General features: G+C 71.0%; 18 protein-coding genes. 4 read left to right on the top strand and 14 right to left on the bottom strand.

Translation table 11 applies throughout. The annotated features are described in order from the left end of the window. Positions 1-3: 3 nt before the first annotated feature. Complete coding sequence (locus ADK57_RS06075; RefSeq protein WP_053748298.1) at positions 4-528, bottom strand: DUF5709 domain-containing protein; 525 nt, start codon at positions 526-528, stop codon at positions 4-6. A 352-nt stretch (positions 529-880) separates the two neighbouring features. On the opposite strand from ADK57_RS06075, the gene ADK57_RS06070 reads away from it, so the two are divergent. Beyond that, entirely contained in the window at positions 881-2353 is a 1473-nt protein-coding gene (locus ADK57_RS06070) for an APC family permease (protein ID WP_053748297.1), read from the top strand. An 11-nt stretch (positions 2354-2364) separates the two neighbouring features. Then, entirely contained in the window at positions 2365-3324 is a 960-nt protein-coding gene (locus ADK57_RS06065) for a hypothetical protein (protein ID WP_053748296.1), read from the top strand. Between the two features lie 87 nt (positions 3325-3411). Here the strand turns inward: ADK57_RS06065 and ADK57_RS06060 are convergent, their stop codons facing one another. The 8 genes from ADK57_RS06060 to ADK57_RS06025 form a co-directional block, all read right to left on the bottom strand. After that, entirely contained in the window at positions 3412-3702 is a 291-nt protein-coding gene (locus tag ADK57_RS06060) for a DUF6355 family natural product biosynthesis protein (RefSeq protein WP_053748366.1), read from the bottom strand. 252 nt (positions 3703-3954) lie between these two features. Then, positions 3955-5100, bottom strand: coding sequence for a HoxN/HupN/NixA family nickel/cobalt transporter (locus tag ADK57_RS06055; protein WP_078972977.1), 1146 nt, complete (start codon positions 5098-5100; stop codon positions 3955-3957). Between the two features lie 144 nt (positions 5101-5244). Continuing rightward, entirely contained in the window at positions 5245-6099 is an 855-nt protein-coding gene (prcB, locus tag ADK57_RS06050; protein WP_053748294.1) for a proteasome subunit beta, read from the bottom strand. Positions 6100-6171: 72 nt separating this feature from the next. Further along, complete coding sequence (locus ADK57_RS06045) at positions 6172-7161, bottom strand: lysylphosphatidylglycerol synthase domain-containing protein (protein WP_053748293.1); 990 nt, start codon at positions 7159-7161, stop codon at positions 6172-6174. Beyond that, positions 7158-8657 (bottom strand): hypothetical protein, encoded by a 1500-nt coding sequence (locus tag ADK57_RS06040; protein ID WP_053748292.1) that lies wholly within the window; start codon positions 8655-8657, stop codon positions 7158-7160. Before ADK57_RS06040 ends, ADK57_RS06045 begins: the two co-directional genes overlap by 4 nt. A gap of 466 nt (positions 8658-9123) precedes the next feature. Next, complete coding sequence (locus ADK57_RS06035; protein WP_053748291.1) at positions 9124-11478, bottom strand: glycoside hydrolase family 65 protein; 2355 nt, start codon at positions 11476-11478, stop codon at positions 9124-9126. Continuing rightward, on the bottom strand, positions 11475-12212 hold the full coding sequence (locus ADK57_RS06030) for a beta-phosphoglucomutase family hydrolase (RefSeq protein WP_053748290.1): 738 nt from the start codon (positions 12210-12212) through the stop codon (positions 11475-11477). Before ADK57_RS06030 ends, ADK57_RS06035 begins: the two co-directional genes overlap by 4 nt. Positions 12213-12311: 99 nt before the next feature. Continuing rightward, positions 12312-12707: a YybH family protein gene (locus ADK57_RS06025; RefSeq protein WP_053748289.1), complete on the bottom strand. Its 396-nt coding sequence runs from the start codon at positions 12705-12707 to the stop codon at positions 12312-12314. Between the two features lie 84 nt (positions 12708-12791). Here ADK57_RS06025 and ADK57_RS06020 point away from each other — a divergent pair, with 84 nt between their 5' ends. Both ADK57_RS06020 and ADK57_RS06015 read left to right on the top strand, forming a co-directional pair. Further along, on the top strand, positions 12792-13505 hold the full coding sequence (locus ADK57_RS06020) for a nucleoside/nucleotide kinase family protein (protein ID WP_078972976.1): 714 nt from the start codon (positions 12792-12794) through the stop codon (positions 13503-13505). Next, positions 13441-14058: a hypothetical protein gene (locus ADK57_RS06015; RefSeq protein WP_063785930.1), complete on the top strand. Its 618-nt coding sequence runs from the start codon at positions 13441-13443 to the stop codon at positions 14056-14058. Before ADK57_RS06020 ends, ADK57_RS06015 begins: the two co-directional genes overlap by 65 nt. A gap of 15 nt (positions 14059-14073) precedes the next feature. Here ADK57_RS06015 and ADK57_RS06010 read toward each other — a convergent pair whose 3' ends face one another. From ADK57_RS06010 to ADK57_RS05990, 5 genes are all read right to left on the bottom strand, one after another. After that, entirely contained in the window at positions 14074-15900 is a 1827-nt protein-coding gene (locus ADK57_RS06010; protein ID WP_053748365.1) for a hypothetical protein, read from the bottom strand. Positions 15901-16071: 171 nt separating this feature from the next. Beyond that, a complete protein-coding gene (locus ADK57_RS06005; protein ID WP_053748287.1) occupies positions 16072-16974 on the bottom strand; it encodes a carbohydrate ABC transporter permease in 903 nt (300 codons plus the stop codon). After that, positions 16971-17882: a carbohydrate ABC transporter permease gene (locus ADK57_RS06000; protein ID WP_053748286.1), complete on the bottom strand. Its 912-nt coding sequence runs from the start codon at positions 17880-17882 to the stop codon at positions 16971-16973. The genes ADK57_RS06005 and ADK57_RS06000 overlap by 4 nt, the downstream gene beginning before the upstream one ends. Positions 17883-18007: 125 nt before the next feature. Further along, on the bottom strand, positions 18008-19330 hold the full coding sequence (locus ADK57_RS05995; protein WP_053748285.1) for an extracellular solute-binding protein: 1323 nt from the start codon (positions 19328-19330) through the stop codon (positions 18008-18010). 274 nt (positions 19331-19604) lie between these two features. Continuing rightward, positions 19605-20738: an ROK family transcriptional regulator gene (locus ADK57_RS05990; protein WP_234389991.1), complete on the bottom strand. Its 1134-nt coding sequence runs from the start codon at positions 20736-20738 to the stop codon at positions 19605-19607. Between the last annotated feature and the right edge of the window lie 210 nt (positions 20739-20948).

Below are 20948 nucleotides of genomic sequence, written 5' to 3'. Positions count from 1 at the left end.
CGCTCAGGTCTCCTCGTCGTACGGAAGTTCGTCCTGCGGTCCGTCGGGAAGGATCGTGTCGTCCTCGACGACATGGACGGCGGCCTCCTCCGCACCGGCGGCCCCCGCGTCGATGCCGACGTCGGAGGCGACGGCCTCCTTGGTGGTGTCGGCGTGGGCCCCCTCGTCGGGGGCGACGAGGCGTCCGGCGCGGTCGGTGCCCGCCTCCGGGTCGACCGGTTCGCCCTCTCCGTCCGGGGCGTCGCCGATACCGTCACCGACAGGCCCGGGCTCGTCGGGAACCTCCTGGGCGAGGCGCTGGTCGAGACTCTCGCCGTCGTGCTGTTCGGCGGCGGTGGTGCCGTACTTGGTGACGCCGAGCGGCTTCTGAGGCGGTGAGTAGCCCTCCGCGAGGGTCTCGTCGTACGTCCGCTCGTCGACGGCGTCCTGCAGGTCCAGCGGGGCCGCGTCCCCCTGCTCCTCGTTGGTTCCGGTGGGCTGATACGCGTCGTCAGCCATCGGTTCGGGGTTCGTCCGCTCCGTGTCCATCGCCGCCTCCCTCGCGCGTCGCGCTCGTCTCGATCGGATGTCCCGATCCGCGTTTCCCGCTACGGGATCTCCAACCTCAAAAGAGGTACGGGAGTGGGGCTTTCGACGGCCTCGGGAGGTTACTTCCCGGTCAATCTTGAAAGCTCAATGAGTGCCGCTATCATCACACGCACACACGGTGTGACCGTCTGACAACGCAGCGACCTCGCGGTATCCGCCACCCTTTCATCTCCTCACCGCCCCTGACCCGAGGCCATCCCTCTCCGGTCCGGGGCGGAGCCACCCCCCACCACCTTTACGCCGCCTGGGCCCCGCCGTCCTCGCGTCGTGCACGACGGAAAGCAGCGCAACCATGAGCAATTTCAGGGGCAGAGGGCTGCAGGCCAATGCCCTCGGTACGTTCGACACGGTGGTGATGGCCGTGGCAGGCAGCGCCCCGGCCTACTCGCTGGCCGCGACCACCGCGGTCCTGGTCTCCGCGGTGGGCCTGGCGAGCCCCGCGGCCCTGCTGTACTGCGCGATCCCCATGCTCGGCATCGCGCTGGCGTTCAGCTATCTCGGCCGGATCGACGTGAACGCGGGCGCCAGTTACTCGTGGGTGGGGCGCACCCTCCATCCCTTTCTGGGGTTCATCAGCGGCTGGGCGCTGGTGGTCTCGGCGACCATCTTCATGGTGGCGGGTTCGCTGCCCGCCGGTTCGATGACGCTGTCCCTTTTCGACGAGAAACTCGCGGAGAACACCGCGCTGTCCACGGCGGTCGGCGCTGCCTGGTTCGTGGCCATGCTGCTGGTCGTGCTCGGCGGGGCCCGGCTCACCGTCCGCGCACAGCTCGTCATGTCCGGGGTGGAGCTGGCCGTTCTGGCCCTGTTCGCGGCCCTCGCCGTCTTCCACACCGGCAGCGCCCGCGCCTTCGACTGGTCGTGGCTCGGCTTCGGCCACTTCGACGGGGTGTCGGGCTTCGCGTCCGGCGCGCTCATCGCCGCGTTCTACTACTGGGGCTGGGACGTCACCAGCAACCTGAGCGAGGAGACCCGCAACAGCCGTCGTACGACGGGACTCGCGGGCCTCATCGGTGTCGGCATCGTCTTCCTGCTGTTCGAGGCGTTCACCATCGCGGTGAACGTCATCCTCTCCGCGCGGCAGATCGAGGAGAACGACGCCAACGTTCTGGCCGTGCTCGGCGAGGAGGTCTGGCCGGGCTGGGGCGGCAAGCTGCTCGTCGTGGCGGTGATGCTGTCCACCATCGCCACGCTGGAGACCACCCTCATCCAGGTCACGCGCTCGCTGTTCGCGATGGGCCGCGACCGTACGATGCCGTCCGCGCTCGGCCGGGTCCATCCCCGCTGGAACACCCCGTGGGTCGCGATCCTGGTCGTCGGCACGGTGGCGCTGGTGATGCTGATCGCCTCCAACGCCCTGGGCACGGTCGGCGACATCCTCTCCGACGCCATCTCGGCGATCGGTCTCCAGATCGCCGTCTACTACGGGCTGGCCGGCCTCGCGGTGGTCGTCGCCTATCGCAGGATGCTGCTGAAGTCGGCGGCGAACTTCGTCTTCGGCGGGCTGTGGCCGCTGCTGGGTGCCCTGTTCATGTTCTGGGTGTTCGTCGAGTCGCTGAGCGGCCTGAGCACCGCCGCGGTCGCGATCGGCATCGGCGGACTGGCCGTGGGTCTGGTCCCGATGCTCTGGTACTGGCGGCAGGGCAGCGACTACTACCGGCCGGAGAGGCTCGACGCCACCCGTACCGTCGAGACGGACTACGTCCCCGACGACCGCGTCGGCGCGCACGCCCGTGTCCACGAGGGTCTGCCCACCGACTTCTGAGGGAGACCCCGATGGCGCGAGACCGCTTCACTCCCGACTTCGATCCCGACTACGGGGACACCGCCCTCACCTCCGCCAAGCACGACATCGTCATCGGCCGCTGGCAGGGACTGCGCGAACTGCTGCGCGCCACCGGCCCGGAATGGCTCGCCCGCGGCCATCGCGTCCGGCTGCTCGCGCAGGCCTGCGCCGCCAGTTCGACGGCGGAGTCGTGGCTGGCCGCAGAGCCGAACGGCGCCGACGCTCGGGTGCTGTACGCGGCGACCGAGACGGCCCGGGCCTTCAACCTGGCCATCGCCGCGGGCCGGGGCGTGCCGATCGACCGGCGTCGCGTGGACAGCGCGGTCATGGCCTGCCTGCAGGCCGCCGAGGCGTACCCGGACGACCCCACACCGTGGATCTCGCTGATCTCCGTGGCACGGCTGTACCCGTCGGGGGTGCGCCGGCAGGAACTGGCCCGCTGGTGGGACGAGTTGCACGGGCGGGACCAGTACAGCGTGGAGGGGCACCTCCAGGTGCTGCACTACTACTCGTCCCGCTGGCACGGCTCGCACGGCCTGATGTACGACTTCGCCCGCGACGCGGCGGGCGTGGGACCACCCGGCTGCGCGCTGCCGGTGCTGGTGCAGTACGCGCGGGTCGAGGAGTACCGGCACTCCCTGGACGCGGCGCAGGACGGCAGAACGTCCGTGCACCTCGGCCAGCACTGGAACAACGACGGCGCGATCAGCGACATACGGCGCACCTGGCAGCGCTGGATCACGGGCCGGGCGGACAGCGCGATGGCGCCTGGCGAGCTGCGCGACGTCAACTACCTGACCCACGCGGCCTGTTGCGCGGGACTCCAGGACGTCGGCGCGTCGCTGCTGCAGATGCTGGGGCGCCGGGCCACGCGTACGCCGTGGTCGTACACCGGCGACCCGGAGAAGCAGCTCGTCAAGTGGCGCAAGGAGTTCAGGCTGCGTTCCTGAGCGGGCCGGAAAACACGGAAAACACGGAGTGCTCCGTACCACCCGGGGGCCGGGCGGTACGGAGCACTGCCGGGGGGGGACTGCTCGTCAGCAGGTACGGCCGACGTAGTGGGCACCGCTGATCTTGCTCGCGGACCCGAGCCAGGACCTGCCGGGTCCGACACATCGCTCGTAGTCGGGCGCCAGAGCGACCTCCACCTTGATGACGACCTGTGAACCGTCGGACGTGCAGTGGTTGTAGAAGGCGTCCGAGCCGGTCTCGTAGAACCCGCACGGGTCGGCGGCCGCGGGGCTCGCGGTGGTGGTCACCACGCCCATGGAGGCGAACACGAGGGCGGCGGAACCGAGGGCGCTGGTCACCATACGACGAACACGCAAGGGGGTCTCCTGGTCGGTGGAGGGGTCGGATTGCCGCCCCAGCATGACCGGTTCAGCCACCGCGGTTGATCGTCTGCGGCCGCCTTTCACCTGGTGAATCGTTCTGTCGCTACGCCACTGGAGTGAGGGCGGCCGGTTCTCCCATCAGGGGTCTCAGGAAGCCTTCGTCCGATGGAGGTCGGCCGGAGACCCGCCCGCGCTCTCCAGCATCCGGGGGCGCTCCTGTCCGCCGGGAAGGCTGCCTTGCCTCTCTCACTCGGCTCCCCGCTCCGCCGTCCACTTCTCCTCGATCCGGCCGACCTTCCACACCACCAGGGCGACGATCCACGTGGCGACGAACAGGCCGACGATGACGAAGCCGAGGACGTTCAGGTCGAGGCCGGTGATCCAGTTCCAGAAGCTGCCGTGGAGGTGGAGTTGCTCCGCCAGGAGGCCGAGGAGTTCGACGGTGCCGATGAGGAGGGCCACGGCGACGGACAGGCCGGTGACGGTGAGGTTGTAGTAGACCTTGCGGACCGGTTCGGAGAAGGCCCAGCCGTAGGCGAAGTTCATGAAGGTGCCGTCGATCGTGTCGAGGAGGGACATCCCGGCGGCGAACAGGACGGGCAGGCACAGGATCGCGTACCAGGGCAGGCCGGAGGCGGCGCCCGAGCCGGCCAGGACGAGCAGGGCGATCTCGGTGGCGGTGTCGAACCCGAGGCCGAAGAGCAGGCCGAGCGGGTACATCTGCCCGGGGCTGCTGATCGACTTCATGACGCGGCCGAGGAGACGGTTCATGAAGCCGCGGTTGTTCAGATGTTCTTCCAGGTCGGCCTCGTCGTAGCGGCCCGAGCGCATCCGGCGGAACACCTTCCAGATGCCGGCCAGGACGACCAGGTTGATCGCCGCGATGACGTAGAGGAAGGTCCCGGAGACGGTCGTACCGATCAGGCCGGTGACGTCGTGGAGCCCGGAGCCGTCGTCGCGGACCGGTCCGGCGAGGGTCTTCACACCGAGCGAGAGCAGCAGTGCGAGGGCGAAGACGACGCTGGAGTGGCCGAGCGAGAACCAGAAGCCGACCGACAGCGGCCGCTGCCCCTCGCCCATCAGCTTGCGGGTGGTGTTGTCGATCGCCGCGATGTGGTCGGCGTCGAAGGCGTGCCGCATGCCGAGCGTGTACGCCGTCACACCGATCCCGATGCCGAAGGACTTCTCGCCGATGCTGTAGTGGTGCGGGGCCACGATCGCGACCAGCGTGAACCAGCCGATCACGTGCAGGGCCACCACCACGGCGGCCATCCCGCCCACCCTGATCCACTCCTGCCGCGTCATGGAGCCGCGGACGCGGTGCCGGGCCGGGCCCCTCTCGGGGGCGGTCGCGGGGAGGAGGGGCGGAGCGGAGTCAGGGGCGGCCGTCATCGGGAGGAGGATCTTTCTTTCGGTCGTACGGCCGCATCGAGCAGCCTTGTGCCATCCTCCGGCAGCTGCAAGTCATGTGCAGTAAAGCCCGTGACAGGTCTTCACCACGAGTGGGGAAAGCTCCCTGTCAGGCGCTGCCGCGGGTCACGGCGTCGCGTTGGGTCCGTCAGGCCGACTGCTGCGCTGTTCGACCATCTCCCGGCTCAGTTCCTCGGTCTCCGGTTCGGTCAGCCGCTCGAAGCCGTCCTCGGTGATGACCGACACGATGGGGAAGATCCGGCGGCTGATGTCGGGGCCGCCGGTCGCGGAGTCGTCGTCGGCCGCGTCGTACAGCGCCTGGAGCGCGGCCAGGGCGGCCTCGCGCCGCTCCATGCCCTTGTGGAACAGCTTCTTCAACGCGCCCCGGGCGTAAGGCGATCCGGAGCCCTCGGCGTGGAAGTCGGTCTTCTCGTACAGGCCACCGGCGACATCGAAGCTGAAGATGCGGCCCCGCTCCCCCTCGGGGGCGGAAGGGTCGTAGCCGGTGAGGAGCGGTACGACGGCGAGGCCCTGCATGGCCTGGCCGAGGTTCTGCCGGATCATGCCGGCCAGGCGGCGCGCCTTCGCGTTGAGGGTCATCGGCGTGCCCTCGATCTTCTCGAAGTGCGTCAGCTCGACCTGGTACAGCTTCACCATGTCCAGCGCGAGTCCGACGGTGCCGGCGAAGGCGACCGCCGAGTAGTCGTCCGCGGGGTGCACCTTCTCCAGGTCGCGCTGGGCGATGAGGTTGCCCATGGTGGCCCGGCGGTCGCCGGCGATCATCACGCCGTCGCGGTAGGCGAGGGCGAGCACGGTGGTGCCGTGCGGAACCTGGTCGGGTGCGGCGACCACGCCGTCCGGGAGGACGCGGCGGGTGCTCAGAAGTTCCGGGCGGTGCGCGGCCAGGAACTCGGCGAAGGACGACGACCCGGGAGTGAAGAACTCCTCCCCCAACCGCCCGTCGTTCTCGTTCCACGTCATGGCATTCCCCCTCGTCTCCGGCCGACAATCGGACTCCTACCAGATGCGGGCGGACGGGAAACGCCGGTCGCCTCACAGCGCCTTGCGCCGGATCAGGATCCCGAGCACGAGCAGTCCCGGGACCAGCGGGAGCCACACGGTCAGGAGGCGGTAGCCGAGCACGGCGGAGGCGGCCGCGGCCGGCGGTGCTCCGGCGGCGGCGAGGCCGAGGCCGAGCGCGGCGTCGAGGGAGCCGAGGCCGCCCGGGGTGGGCAGCAGGGCGGCGGCGCAGCTCGCGGCGAGGTAGAGCAGGGCCACCAGGGCCGGGGCCAGCGGCAGCGCGACGGCTCGGGTGACGGCGATCAGCACGAGGGCGTGCAGCAGGGCGAACGCCAGTGAGCCGCCCCACAGGGCCGCCGCCCGCCGCGGTAGCGCGTGGACGGCCCTGATGTCCGTCACCACCATGCCGAGGGCGCGCCGGCATCGCGGCCACAGCCGGATGCCCAGCAGGACGGTGGCGCCGAGAACCGTGCCGACGACGGCCGCCCATCCGCCCCAGCCGGGCGGGATCCGCAGGACGCCCGGGCAGGCGGTGGCGAGTACGGCGATCAGGGCGCCCCGCGCGATCCCGCCGGCGGCGGCCTTGACCACGACCGCGGTCACCGAGCGGCCGGCCGTCATCCCGCAGCGCATGAGGAAGCGCAGGCTCACCGCGCCCGCGCCGAGCCCGGCGGGCAGGACGTGGTTGGCGGCGGAGGCGGCGAACTGCGTGGCCACGAGAGGTCCCGGGGGCAACCGCCGGGTCACGGCGCCCTGTTGGGCGAGCGCCGCACACAGCCAGGTCGCGCCCGCCGCCGTGGCACCGACCAGCAGCCAGCCCCGGTCGGCCACGGCGAGCCGCAGGGCGCCGCTCTCCAGCAGGACCCGGTGACGCAGGGCCAGACAGACGGCCACCACCAGCACTGTGACGGCGAGAACGGTGTGCCGGCAGGCGCGTCTTCGGGTGGGTGCGAGGGCGGTCTGCTCGGACGTCGTACGGGTCCGTCCCGGCGGTCCGGCGCCGGCGATCTGCTCGGACGTCATGCGGGCCCGTCCCGGCGGTCCGGCGCCGGCGCGATGTGCAGGTCCAGTCCCGCGGATCGGTGCGTCTCCCAGTCGCGGGCGTACGAGGGCGGCGTGCCGCCGGGCCGGGTGAGGACGGCGGTCGGCATGCGGCTGGCGGTGCGCCGGATGTCCGCCCGGGTGCTGTTGGCGTTGGGGCCGCGTGTCGCCGCCGAGGAGCAGCCGGTGTAGTAGCCGACGGGGAGGGCCTCCAGGCCGGTGAGCAGGCAGGGCGGGCGGACGCCCAGCCGGTGCAGGTCGGCGGCGGTGCGGGCCCAGTCGCGGTGGTCGGCGGTGGTGCGGTCCACGGTGTGGTCCAGGACCGCGTACTGCACCGCCAGATGCCCGGCCAGCCCGACTGCGACCAGCGCCGCCGCCACCGGACGCCACCGGCCGGCCGGCGTGGTGACCAGGTGGAACAGGGCGTCGGCGACCGGGATCGCGAGCAGCGCGTAGGCGGGCAGCAGAAAGCGGGGGGCCGCGTATCCGATCATGAACAGGTACGGCACGGCGGCCGTCGTGGCACAGACCAGCGGCAGCAGCGTGGGCGCGGTGCGGCGGGCCCGTACCGCGCCCACCAGGCCGACGGCGGCGAGCAGGGGCAGGACGAACCACCAGGACATGACCGCCGGGTTGGGCATCGGTCCGGTGCACGGACGGCACAGGGTCCGTCCGATCAGGCTGCGCAGTTGGTCGTCGACGGCGAGATGCCATCCGAGTCCGCCCTGGATGTCGGAGGCCTCGGACAGCCGTCGGCCCAGGCCGCCGAAGCCGGCGTACGCCTCGATCACCCACTCCGCCGCGCCCGCGACGAGGCCGCCGAGGAGCGCGACCGCGAGCCGCCACCGGCGGGCCGCCGCCACGAGGACGAGCAGCGGCAGCGTGACCCACACGGCGTCGGTGGGCCGCATCCACGCCATGAGCGCGGCGCCCGCGGCCACGCCCCACAGTGCTGCCCGGTCGAGGCGGTCGGCGCGGGCGCGCAGGAAGCAGCCGGTGCCGACCAGGGCGCCGATCGCGACCCAGTAGTTGGGCATGGCCTGCGGACCGTAGAAGAGCGTGATCCACAAGGAGGCGAAGAGCGCGCCGGCCAGGGCCAGGACCCGGGCCGGGAACAGGCCGCGCCACACGCGCAGGGCCAGGTAGAGGCCCAGGCCGGAGAGCAGGGCGAGGTAGACGCGCAGCAGTTCCGTGGAGGTCGACCAGGACGCGATCGGCGCGACCAGCAGGGAGACGCCCCGGGCGCGCGGTGCGCTGAAGAAGGTCGCCGGCGCCTGGGTGCCGACCTGGCTGACGTACACCGTCTCGTCCCAGCCGAGGCCCATGCCCGGGCGGACGAGGAGCAGTTGGGCGAGTGTGAAGGCTGCGGCCACGGCCGCGAGCAGCCACTCGCCGCGCGTGCGCCAGGACGCCCCGGGCACGGGCGCCGGTTCGCCGCGTCGCGTACCGGCGAGCATGGCGTTCGTGCCGTGGGCCATCGTCCACCCTTCACCCCTGCATGGAACATGGAAAACCTTGAAAACATGGCCAAACTAACCTTCTTCGGACCGGTGTGCAGGATCAAGTTCGGCCAGGTGCCTGAAGCTCCCTCCCCCGCGGGTCGGTCGGCCGTCCTGCGGGCCACGAACAGTGCGCCCGCCGGCCCCTCGGCGGCGGGCGTCGCGGCGAACGCGGTCGTCGCCGCGGACAGCCCCACCGCGCCACTGAGGCGGCCGACCGCGACGGGCAGCACGCCGGCGGGGACGTGCGAGCCGATGAGGTCAGACCGCCCAGCCGGCCGAGGCCCCGGCCGGCGCCGGCCGGGGTCCGGCTGGTCGTGTCGCGCACCTCGGCGAGCAGGGAGAGCCCCCAGGGACGGCACGAACGACGTGAAGGTGATGCCGGGCGCGGGCAGCGCCGGGTGTGGCGGATGCCGCTCGACCGTCCGGTTGGACTCCCGTGCGGTCAGCGGGTGTTGGGGCTGCGGTGCGGGGGCTGTTCGGGGGCGGGGCGCGTCTTCTGGAAGGGGACGGGGCGGACCACGGGGCCGTCGCCGTTCACGGTCAGGGAGTTGCCGTGGTGGCGGATCGTCAGGGGGTCGCCGGAGACCAGGGTGTACGTGGCCTTGTCCGGGCCGATCTCCACACGCAGGCGGCGGCCCAGGAGTTGGACCGTGAAGGCCAGGCGGCTGAACCTGTCGGGCAGGCGTGGCGCGAACCGGAGCGAGTCGCCGTCGCGGCGCAGGCCGCCGAACCCGGCGACCAGGGCCGTCCACGTACCGGCGAGGGAGGCGATGTGCAGTCCGTCGCGGGTGTTCTGCTCCAGGTCGGCGAGGTCCATGAGCGCCGCCTCGGCGGTGTACTCGTAGGCGAGGCCGAGATGGCCGGCCTGGGCGGCGACGACCGCCTGGCAGCATGCCGAGAGCGAGGAGTCCCGTACGGTCAGCGGCTCGTAGTAGGCGAAGTTGCGGGCGATCTGCTCCTCGTCGTTGAACTCCTCGAACCAACCGCTGCACATGTACATCGCCAGGACCAGGTCCGCCTGCTTGACGACCTGCTTGCGGTAGAGGTCGAAGTAGGGGAAGTGCAGGAGCAGCGGGTACTGGTCGGCGCTCGTGCCGGCGAAGTCCCAGCGCTGGTACCGGGTGAAACCGGCATGCTGTTCGTGGACGCCGAGTTCGTCGTTGTAGGGAATGTGGACGGCATCGGCGGCGTCCCGCCAGGCGGCGCTCTCCTCCTCGTCGACACCGAGGCGGGCCGCCTCTTCCGGGTGGCGTTCGCAGGCCTCGGCGGCGGACAGGAGGTTCGCCCGGGCCATGAGGTTGGTGTACAGGTTGTCGTCGGCGACCGCGCTGTACTCGTCGGGGCCGGTGACGCCGTCGATGTGGAAGACGCCGTGATGGTCGTGATGGCCGAGCGAGCGCCACAGGCGTGCCGTCTCCACCAGGAGTTCGAGGCCGGTGTCGCGTTCGAAGCGGGAGTCGCCGGTGGCCTCCGTGTAGCGCACCACGGCGTCGGCTATGGCGGCGTTCACGTGGAAGGCGGCGGTGCCGGCGGGCCAGTACGCGGACCCTTCCGAGCCCTCGATGGTCCGCCAGGGGAACGCCGCGCCGCCGAGGCCGAGTTGGGCCGCACGCTCCCGGGCGGCGGGCAGGGTGCTCTGCCGCCAGCGCAACGCCTCGGCGACGGAGTCGGGCGCGGTGTACGTGAGCAGCGGCAGGACGAAGGTCTCGGTGTCCCAGAAGGCATGGCCGTCATAGCCGGAGCCGGTCAACCCCTTGGCGGGGATGGCCCGTTGTTCGGCGCGGGCGCCGGCCTGCAGGACGTGGAAGAGGGCGAAGCGGACGGCCTGCTGGATCTCCTCGTCGCCGTCCACCTCGACGTCGGCACGGGCCCAGAAGTCGTCGAGGTGGGCCCGCTGTTCGTCCAGCAGGCCCTGCCAGCCGCTGTGCGCGGCGGCCGCCAGCGCCGCCTCGACCTGGTCGCTCATCGCGGGCCGGGAGCGGGCGCCGGACCAGCCGTGGGCGACGAGCTTCTCGACGCGCAGCCGCTGTCCGGGTTCCAGGACGGAGGTGACGGTCAGCCGGGACACGTCCACGTTGCTCTCGCTGTCCGTCGTGGTCCGCTCGGGTCCGTCGATGACGTGGTCGGCGGCCACGGCCACCCGGAAGCCGCTGCGGCGGGTCCGGTGCACCAGGCGCAGCCGGGAGCCGACGGCGAAGTCCTCCTCGGGTTCCAGCGGCGACTTCAGGGCCCGGGCGGCACGCGGGTCGCCGTTCGGCTCGGGCAGGCTCTCGTTGGCGACGAGTTCCGACTGGATCACCACGCGCGTCCGGCTGTCGACGGGCTCCACCTCGTATGCCACGGCCGCGATCGCCCGCTGGGTGAGGGAGACCAGCCGCGTCGAGCGCACCCGTACCCGGGACCCGGCCGGGGAGATCCACTCGCAGGTGCGCTCCAGCACCCCCCGGCGCAGGTCCAGAGTTCGTTCGTGGGCGACGAGCCGGCCGTAGCGCAGGTCGAACGGTTCGTCGTCGACCAGCAGCCGCAGCACCTTGCCGTTGGTGACGTTGATGACGGTCTGGCCGGATTCCGGGTAGCCGTAGCCGGCCTCGGCGTAGGGCAGTGGGTGCAGTTCGTGCACGCCGTTGAGGTAGGAGCCGGGCAGGCCGTGCGGTTCGCCCTCGTCGAGGTTGCCGCGCCAGCCGACATGGCCGTTGGACAGTGCGAACACGGACTCGCTCTGGGCGAGGACGTCGAGGTTGAGGGCGGTCTCGCGCACGGCCCAGGGTTCGACGGTGTACGCCCTGTGGGTGATCACGCCTTGCCTCCCAGTTCGGCCAGGTCCTTCACGACGAGGTTCGCTCCGTGCGCGTACAGGGCGTCGGTCTGTCCGACCCGGTCGACGCCGACGACGTATCCGAAGTGACCGGAGCGGCCCGCGTCCATGCCGGCCAGGGCGTCCTCGAAGACGGCACAGCGCGAGGGCTCGACGCCCAGGTCGTGGGCGGCGGCCAGGAAGGTGTCGGGGTGCGGCTTGCCCGGCAGTTTCCGCTCGGCGGCCACCACGCCGTCGACGCGCACGTCGAAGAAGTCCTCGGCGTCGATGGCGCGCAGAACGTCGCGGCAGTTGGCACTGGAGGAGACGATCGCCGTGCGCAGGCCCTGCGCGCGGACCGCCTCGAGGTAGCGCAGCGTGCCGTCGTAGGCCTCGACGCCGTCGGTGCGGATCTTCTCCAGCACCAGACCGTTCTTGCGGTTGCCCAGGCCATTGACCGTCAGGGCGTCCGGTGGGTCGCCCCAGTCGCCTTCGGGCAGTTCGATGCCGCGGGAGGCGAGGAAGGTGCGGACGCCGTCGGCTCGGGGGCGTCCGTCGACGTACTCGTCGTAGTCGGCGTCGCCGAACGGCCGGAAGTGCTCGCCCTCGCGTGCGCGCAGGAACGCGTCGAAGATCTCCTTCCAGGCGGCCGCGTGCACGACGGCCGTCTTGGTGACCACACCGTCGAGGTCGAAGAGGCAGGCCTGGATGTCTGCGGGAAGACCGAGCTCCGTCATACAGGACACGGTTCCCCGGGAGAGGGCTTCCAGCGGGTGGGGCACGCCACACTGGGCGCGTTTCACGTCACATTCTCACGCCCTCCTGCGCGCCGGAGGTCAGTCGTGCGGGAAGGAGTGGTGTTCGTGGGCGACCAGCCAGCGGCCCCGCTCCTTGCGCAGGCCGAAGCTCAGCCTCAGGCGCACGGTGGGGTGCTCGGCGAGTTCCTCCGGTGAGGCGCATCGCAGCAGCGCGTGGGCGTAGGCGACGTCGGTGCCGGCGGTGACGTCGAGGGTCTCGATGTCGAAGCAGGCGCCCTGGGCCTGCCACTCGAAGAACGGCGGCCAGGTCGCGCTGTAGGCCGCGAGGCCGTGGATGCCCTCGTGGGGTGGCGGTACGTCGAACATCACGAGGTCCTCGGCATGGTCGGCGAGGACGCCGTCGAGGTCGCCCCGGTGGACGGCTTCGGCCCAGTTGGTGATCAAGGTGCGGATCTGCGCCTGGTCGTCGGACATGGTCGGCTCCCTCCTCTCCTCCCGACCAGAGTGCCCTGCGTACCTGAAGTCATCGACTCGGCGCCGGGTGACACACTCGGACGCGTGCCGCTGACCTTCGACGACCTCCTCACCCGCGCCCACGCCCTCACCCGCCACGGACGCCGGGCGCTGCTCGGCATCGCGGGCAGTCCGGGCGCGGGCAAGACGACGCTCGCCGAGCAGCTCGTAAGGGCGCTCAACGGAGCCGCCGACCCGTGGGTGGCGCACGTCCCCATGGACGGCTTCCACCTCGCCGACGTCGAACTCGACCGGCTCGGCCGACGCGACCGCAAGGGTGCGCCCGACACCTTCGACGCGGCGGGGTACGCGGCGCTGCTGCGGCGGCTGCGCTCCCCGGAGTCCGACGACGAGATCGTGTACGCGCCCGGCTTCGAACGGGTGCTGGAGCAGCCGGTCGCGGCGGCGATCCCGGTGCCGCCCGCCGCCCGGCTGGTGGTGACGGAGGGCAACTACCTGCTGCTGGACACGGGCGCGTGGGCGCGTGTCCGGGCCGAGCTGGACGAGGTGTGGTTCTGCGAGCTCGACGAGGAGGAGCGCGTACGACGACTGGTCGCCCGGCACGAGGAGTTCGGCAAGGGCCACGAGGAGGCGGTGGCGTGGGTGCTGCGCAGCGACGAGCGCAACGCCGAGCTGGTCGCGACGACGCGGGAGCGGGCGGATCTCGTGGTGCGGGGCGTCGTAGGGTGGCCGGATGGGGTTGGACATCACCGTTCTGGCGGTGGACTGGGGGCAGTTGGAGCGGACGCCGGCGGATGAGCGGGAGAGCCTCCTGTACGAGGCCATGGACCCCGGCGACGATCCCGGTCTGCGACCGGAGCCCGAGGCGGGCTGGGTGTTTCCCGCCTCGCCGAGGGTGCCGTGGAGCGGGCGGTACGAGTTCCGCGACACCCTTGGCTCGTACAAGCCGCATTTCTGGGCGGCGGACGGCTGGGACAAGGCCCGGGAGTTCGCGGATCCCGCGCTGCGCGAGCCCCTGGACGGCTTCCTCGAGGGCCTGATCTGGTGGGGACCTGGCCTTGACGACGAGGACGACGAGTCGGACGGCCGCCTCTTCCCCTCGGATGCCGAACCCTCCGGTCCACGTCGGCTGCTCACCTGCCCGCCGTCCGCGGCGCAGGCGCTCGCCGCCCACTGGGCGCGGGCCGAACCCCTGCTGGAAGGGCTCCGCGAGGCCTACGACGCCCATGCCTCGCACCCGAGCGGGTGGATCCCGGACTTCGACGCGTTCGACGCTCTGGTGCGCCAATGGGCCGAGGTGGTCGACGAGACCGCGCGGCGCGGGTGGGGAGTGCTCGGGCTGACCTTCTGACGTCCGGCCCCTCGGTCAGCGCCGCAGCGTCAGCTCCGGCTCCGCGTGGGCGTCCCCGGCTACGTCCCCGATCACGGCGGTGAAGGCGTCCGTCCGTACGATCAGCCCTTCCTCGCCCCGCTCGACCGACACCGCGAACGGCTCCTCGGTTCCGTACCGCACCGCGAAGACATGCAGGTCGTCCGGCGCGTCCGGGATCGGGCCGGCCTCCAGGGCCGTGGAGCTGACCAGGTGCCGCCAGCCCAGGTCCGGATTGCCGTAGCCGCGCGGGTCTTCCGCGAGGGCGAAGGCGGCCTGCTCCTGGGTGAGGTCCGCGCGGGCGTCGAAGTGCTCCGCACCCTGCGCGTCGGGGTGGGTCAGACGCAGGGTGCCCGCCGAGGACACGGCCGCGCGGGCCGTACGGCGGACCCGGTCGCCGTCGTCCTCGGCGTACGGCAGGCCGGCCAGCAGGTACGGCGTCCCGTCGAGGCGTTCGACGGCGACCGTCGTCCACAGGGTCGTGCCGTCGGTGACGTACAGGGAGCGCACGTGGCGCAGGACGTGGTCGCGGCCGACGACCGGCTTGGTGACCAGCTTGGCCGTCAGGCCGTCGGCGCGGACGTCGCGGACGCGGACCTCGCCCATGGGGCGGCAGAGCAGGAAGCCGCCGGTGACGGGGCCGAAGCCGTGCTGGCGGTTGACGGCGGCGGGCAGGCAGTACGTGCCGCCCGCCTCGACCACCGCCGGGGTCATCCGGTCGTCGAAGGCCACCGAGACCGTGCCCGCGCGCAGTTGGTGCCGTGCGGGCGACTGTGACGGCTCGCGGTGCCAGCGCGTGGTGTCCTGAATCTGCCAGACCAGCATCCACGCGAAGTGGCCGTCGACCCCGCCGTCCGCCTGCGCCGCATGCCGGGCCCAGCGGCTGTCGCCCCGGTAGCGGCCCAGGTCGGCGCCGATCCGGGCGCCGAAGTAGCGCAGGCCGAGCACGGACTCGAAGGCGGAGTGCTGCTCGCTGTAGCGGGGGCCGCCGTTGTCGAAGCCTCCGCCCGTGAGGCGGGCGTCGATGTAGCGGGCGAGGGCGTCGCCGTCCTCGGCGAAGACCTCCTCGCCGCTGACCAGGTGGGCCTGGGCCAGGAAGGACAGGGAGATCGGGCCGTAGTTGTTGTCGTAGGCGCCGCCGTGCTCGGGAGGCAGCAGGGCACCCCGGTCGCGGACCCGGTGGGCGCGGATCTCGTCGGTGTACAGCTCCAGCGCCCGTGCGCGGACCGCCTCTCCCCCGGAGGGCAGACCGCGCGCCAGCATGAGGCCGCCCACCACGCAGCCGATCGCCTGGTTGCCCGCCTCCTGCGGGTTGAAGAAGGTGGCCTCGGTCAGCCAGCGCCAGTAGCCGTGCCCCAACTCGGCCAGCTCGAAGCGCAGTTCGTCGTCGAGGAGGCCGTCGGCCACCTCGAGCACGTTGACCAGCTGCAGCAGCGCCCAGACCGTGCTGGGCCAGTCGCCGATGGGGTGCGCACCCGGCGCGAGGGTGTAACGGGCGTACGGCAGCCCGGAGTCGCGCACCCTCAGGTTGGGGTAGCCGGGGTTGTCCTCGGTGTACACCCGCTCGCGGAGGTGGAAGGCGAGGCTGCGGCGCACCGCCTCCGGCAGCCGTGGGTCCTTGGTGCGCTGCCAGGCGAGCGCGAGCAGGGAGGTGATGCCGAGGGAGGTGTCACCGATGTCGTCGACGCAGTCGGGGTGTTCGAGGTTGCCCTCCGCCGTGAGCCGGGCCAGTGCCTGCTCGGTGACGTCGGCGAGGACCGCGTCGTACGCCTCCGGGGTGTCCGGGAGGTCGTGCAGCGGGCCGCGCTGGTGCGGGAGGTGCACGACGAGGTGCGGGAGGTGCACGGGGATCAGCCCTTCATGCCTGAGGTGGCCATGCCGTGGGTTGTCGGGATCACACGACGGGTGCGGGCCCGGCCGCCGGCGGGGCGGCCGGCCGGTCGTCCGCGCCGGCCGCCGCGCGGACGAACTCGTGGTCGAGCGGGGTGGGCAAGGTCAATCCTTCAGTCCGGCGTTGATGTCGGCGTTCATGACGTAACGCTGGAACACCAGGAAGACGACGATCAGCGGCACCATGGAGATGACCGATCCGCCGAGCAGCACCGACCAGTTGATGTTCTGCGCCCCGACGAGGCTCTGGATGCCGATCTGCACGGTGAACTTCTCGGGGTCGTTCAGCATCAGCAGCGGCCAGATGTAGTCGTTCCACCTCCACTGGAACGACAGGATGGCGAGCGTCAGCATGATGGGCCGGGAGAGCGGCACCATGATCCGCATGAAGATCGACAGCTCACGCGCGCCGTCGATGCGGGCGGCCTCGATGAGCTCGTCGGGGACCGTCAGGAAGAACTGGCGGAACATGAAGCAGCCGGTCGCGGTGAGCAGGGCCGGGAGGATGATGCCGGAGAGCGAGTTGTAGAAGCCGAGGTCGCGGACCACCAGGAACAGCGGGGCGAGCATGACCTCGGCCGGCAGCATCGTGGTGGCCAGGATGCAGAGGAAGAAGGCCTTGAGCCACTTGTTGTCGTACTTGGCCAGCGCGTACCCGGTGCAGCAGCTGACTCCCACCGTGAGGATCGTCGCGATCACACACACGATGGTCGTGTTGATGAAGTACTCGGAGAAGTTGGCGCTCGCCCACGCTTCCTTGTAACCCGACACGGTCGGGTCGTCGGGGAACACCGTCAGCGGAAGGGAGAACAGGTCTCCCGCCGGTTTGAGGGAGCTGAGGACGAACCACAGCACCGGCAGCCCGTAGAGGGCCGCGAGGACCCACAGCAGAGTCGTCGCGGGAATCGCGCGCCGAAGCCCGCCGCTCGCCGCGCCGCGGCGCCGCTTCCTGGGGACGGCCGGCACGGAGTCGGCGTCGGCCTTGCGCACTGTGTCTGTGGTTGTCATCGGTTCTCCACCCGCCGGTTGACCATCATCTGGATGATCGCGACGGCCATCAGGATGAGCATGAGCACGAACGACGCGGCGCTCGCGTAGCCGATCTGGCCCGACTTGAACCCCGTCTGGTAGATGTACTGGACCAGCAGGTTGTTCGACGTTCCGGGTCCACCGTTGTTGAGGGAGGCGAACACCGCGTATTCCTTCATCGCGTGGATCGTGTTGAGCAGGATGACGATGAAGGACGTGGGGGCGATGCTCGGAAGGGTGATACTGAAGAACTGGCGCCACGGACCGGCGCCGTCGAGCGCGGCCGCCTCGTAGTACGACGTCGGGACGTTCTTGATCGCCGCGATGAACAGCAGCATGGAGAAGCCCGTCCAGGCCCAGGCCGCCGCCACCACGACCACGATCAGTGACAGGTCCGCGTTCGACTGCCAGGGAACGGCGCTTCCGCCGACCTTCTCGATGAAGTAGTTGACCAGTCCGAAGTTCTCACCGAACAGCCACCGCCACAGGACACCCACGATGATGGGCGACAGCAGCCACGGGATGAAGAAGAAGATGCGGGCGACCGACGCGCCCTTGGCGTTCTTGCTCACCAGCACGTTGGCGATGAGCAGCGACAACACGAAGTTCAGCGGAACGAAGAGCACGGTGTACAGCAGCGTGCGGGTCGTCGCGGCGTAGAAGGTCGAGTCCCCGAGCAGCTTCTGGTAGTTGTCCAGTCCGACGAACTGGAACGCCCCCACGCCCGTGTAGTTCGTGAAGGAGTAGACGAGCCCGATCACCGCCGGCCAGACGAAGAACAGCGCGAAGAGCACGACGTTGCCCGAGATGAGGACGAGCGGGGCGAGGGTGTACTTGCTTCGTCTCCTGGGCGGGCTCACGGACACGTCCGAAGCTCGTTTTGTCATCTTCCTGACTCCGTGCTGGTGGAATGGGTTCCTGTGGGCTCAGGCCATGAGCCCGGCATCACGTGGGGTCCACGGGCCCGGGCGGCGGGGCCGAGACACCGCCGCCCGGGCCTGTCGGCCTGCGCTCAGCCGCCGACCTGCGTGTTGTAGCCGTCGACGATGTTCTGCAGGGCCTTGTCGGCCGACTGCTCGCCGTTGATCGCCTTGCCGAGCTCCGCCTTGGTCGGGTCGTCGGCGAGGCTCTTGCCCTTCAGCACCCAGTTCGTCTGCGCGCCGTTGAAGTAGCCGGAGATCGGGTCGTAGAGCGGGATGGACTCGTTGTAGAGCTTGAACGCCGCCTGCGCCGCCTCGGACTTGAAGGGGTACTCCGGGTTCAGACCGCTCTCGACCGGCAGGAAGCCGGAGGTCTCGCACAGCGTCTTGTAGTGGTCGGGCTCGTACAGCCAGGACAGGAACTTCTTCGCGGCGGCGGCCGCGTCGGCGTTGTTGTTGAAGCCCACCGTCATGCCGCCGCTGTTGACGTCACTGGCCTGCACCGGCTGGGCGGGAGTCGGGACGCTCGCCCACTCGAACTTCGTGATGCTCTCCGAGTAGGCGGCGACCTGCCACACACCGGACCAGTAGGCGACGACGTCACCGCTCTGGAACATGGCCGACGGGTCGGCGCCGCTGGTCCACACCGACTTCGGCATGGTCTTGTCGTCGTTCCATCCGACGAAGGTCTTCACGGCCTTCTTGGTCGCGTCGTCCACCGAGAACTTGCCGGCGTCGTCGGCGTGGACGTACTTGCCGCCCATCTCGTACACCATGGCGCGCAGCCGGGACGGCGACTGGTCGAAGGTCAGGGAGTACTTGGCGTCGGTCTTCTCCCGGACCTCGTTCGCCGCCTTGATGAACTCGTCCCAGGTCCAGGTCTTGTCGGGCGAGGTCGGGTAGTCGACACCGGCCTTCTCGAAGAGCGACTTGTTGATGAACATGCCGGACGCGGTGACGTCCGAGGGGATGGACAGCACCTTCCCGGCCGAGTCCTTGGCGACGAAGTTGGCGTTGATCTCGTTGGTCTTGTTGTTGGCGATGGAGCTGAGGTCGATCAGCTTGTTCGACCAGATCGGGTCCAGCGCCGGCACTGCCGCCACGTCGGGCAGCGAGTTCGCCTGCGCGGAGTTGCGCAGCTTCGTCGCGTAGCCGTCGTAGGGGATGTTGACGAGCTTGACCTTGACGCCGGTCTCCTTCTCGTACTGCGCCACCATCTTCTTCCAGCCCGCGTCCTGCCCCGGAACCGTGGAGATCCAGAACGTCAGCGACTTGGAGGTCCCGCCCGAGTCGGATCCCCCTCCGCAGGCGGAGAGCAGCAGTGCACCTGCCGTGGCAACGGCAGCGAGGGGAGCCAGGCGGCGCATACCGCCGCGGCCGAGTCGGCGGGAGCGCCGCACACCCAAAGTGGTCATCTTCGATCCCTTGTCTTCGTAGGGGACGGAGCACGGCGCCAGCCAAGGCGGCACGGGTGCATTTTGCAGGAAGTTTCGCTTTCCGGGGGCACGGCCTCGCCCGGCCGCGTCGCCTTGACGGGTGGGGTCCCCGGCCATGACGGCCGGCGTCGCACAAGCACGCCCTCGTGCGGCTGCCGTACTTCGAGTACGGGCGGGAGGCTCACCCGGAGTCGGCGTCCCGGCCGACTTAGAAAGCGCTTGTCCGGACATTGGCAGATCGAGTCGGAAGCCGTCAATCCTTCTCCCCCGCGGCCTCGGTCACGGTTTGGACTCCTCGGGAGACCGCGAGCCGGGCGGCGCCCACGACGGTGCCGAGATCGCCGACCGTGCTGCTGACGACTTCGGTGGGCCAGCTCAGCCGGGCGAGCTCGGCCCGCACACCGGGCAGGATCTGCGGGTCCGCGCCGGTGCTGCCGCCCAGGACGATCAGTCCCGGGTCCAGTACGGCGGTCACAGCGGCGGCGAGCCGGCCGACGTCGACGGCATGGCGGCCGATCACGGCGAGGGCCGCCGCCCGGCCCTCCCCGGCCAGGGCGAAGAGCTGCTCGGCGGTGCGCGGGCACGGCCGGTCCTCGTCCGGCCAGACCTCGGCCGCCCGCCGCAGGAGCGAGCGGGCGCCGATGTACTCCTCCAGGGCCTCATGGCGCGGCTCGCTGCCGTCGTCCCAGGGGTAGGGCAGCCGGGCCAGCTCACCGGCGGCACCGTTGGCTCCGCTCAGCACCTGCCCGCCGACCACGATGCCGAGGCCGATACCGACGCCGATCCGCAGATAGCCGAAGGTGCGCCGACCGCGCGCGGCACCCTCGTGCAGTTCGGCGAGGGCGGCGCAGTTGACGTTGTTCTCGAGGTGGACGGGAACGCCCGGCGGCAGGGCGACGGCCATGGCGTCGAAGGCAGGGCCGGCCTTGGCCGTGGCGGGGCGCATGCGGGCGCCCTCCTCCTCCCGTGCGGTGACATCACCGACGGCGACGACGACGGTGCGCAGCGGTGCACCGGCGGGCAGCGCGACGAGCGCCTCGCGCACGACGCCGGCTGCCTCCTCCCGGGTCCCGGTGGCCTGGGCGAGCAGGGTGCCGTCCAGCGCGCAGCCGCGTACCCGCGTGAAGGCGGGGCCGAGGTCGACGGCGAGTACGGCACCGGCGGCGGGGCCGAGGCGGTAGACGGCGGCGGAACGGCCCGTGCCGCTGGAGGCGGTGCCGGAGTGGGCGGCGAGCCCGGCGCTCTCCAGCTCCGCGACGGCGGAGGACACCGTCGGCTTGGACAGACCCGCCAGGGTCGCGAGCTGCGGCCGGGTCGCGGTGCCCGCCCCGGCAAGCACGGCGAACACCGCGCTCGCGCTCTCGGTCAGGCGAGAGGCTCTCGCCACGTCGTGTTCCACAGTTCTCCCGCACGGGTCATGGGCCGCACTCCCGGAGCGATCGCTTCCCGGGATGCGGCGATGGGATGCCCTGGCGCCCGCGGTTCCCGCCCCGCCGCGGCCCGGTGGGAGCGCTGCGGTGGTCGGGTGCGGGACGCCTCTTGACACGCACTGTACTTCGTTAGTTAACTTCCTAACGAACGTCACGGTACTCGCCTG

This window comes from Streptomyces sp. MMG1533, from assembly GCF_001279775.1.
Classification (GTDB): domain Bacteria; phylum Actinomycetota; class Actinomycetes; order Streptomycetales; family Streptomycetaceae; genus Streptomyces.
This window is presented reverse-complemented; position numbering and strand designations above follow the sequence as displayed.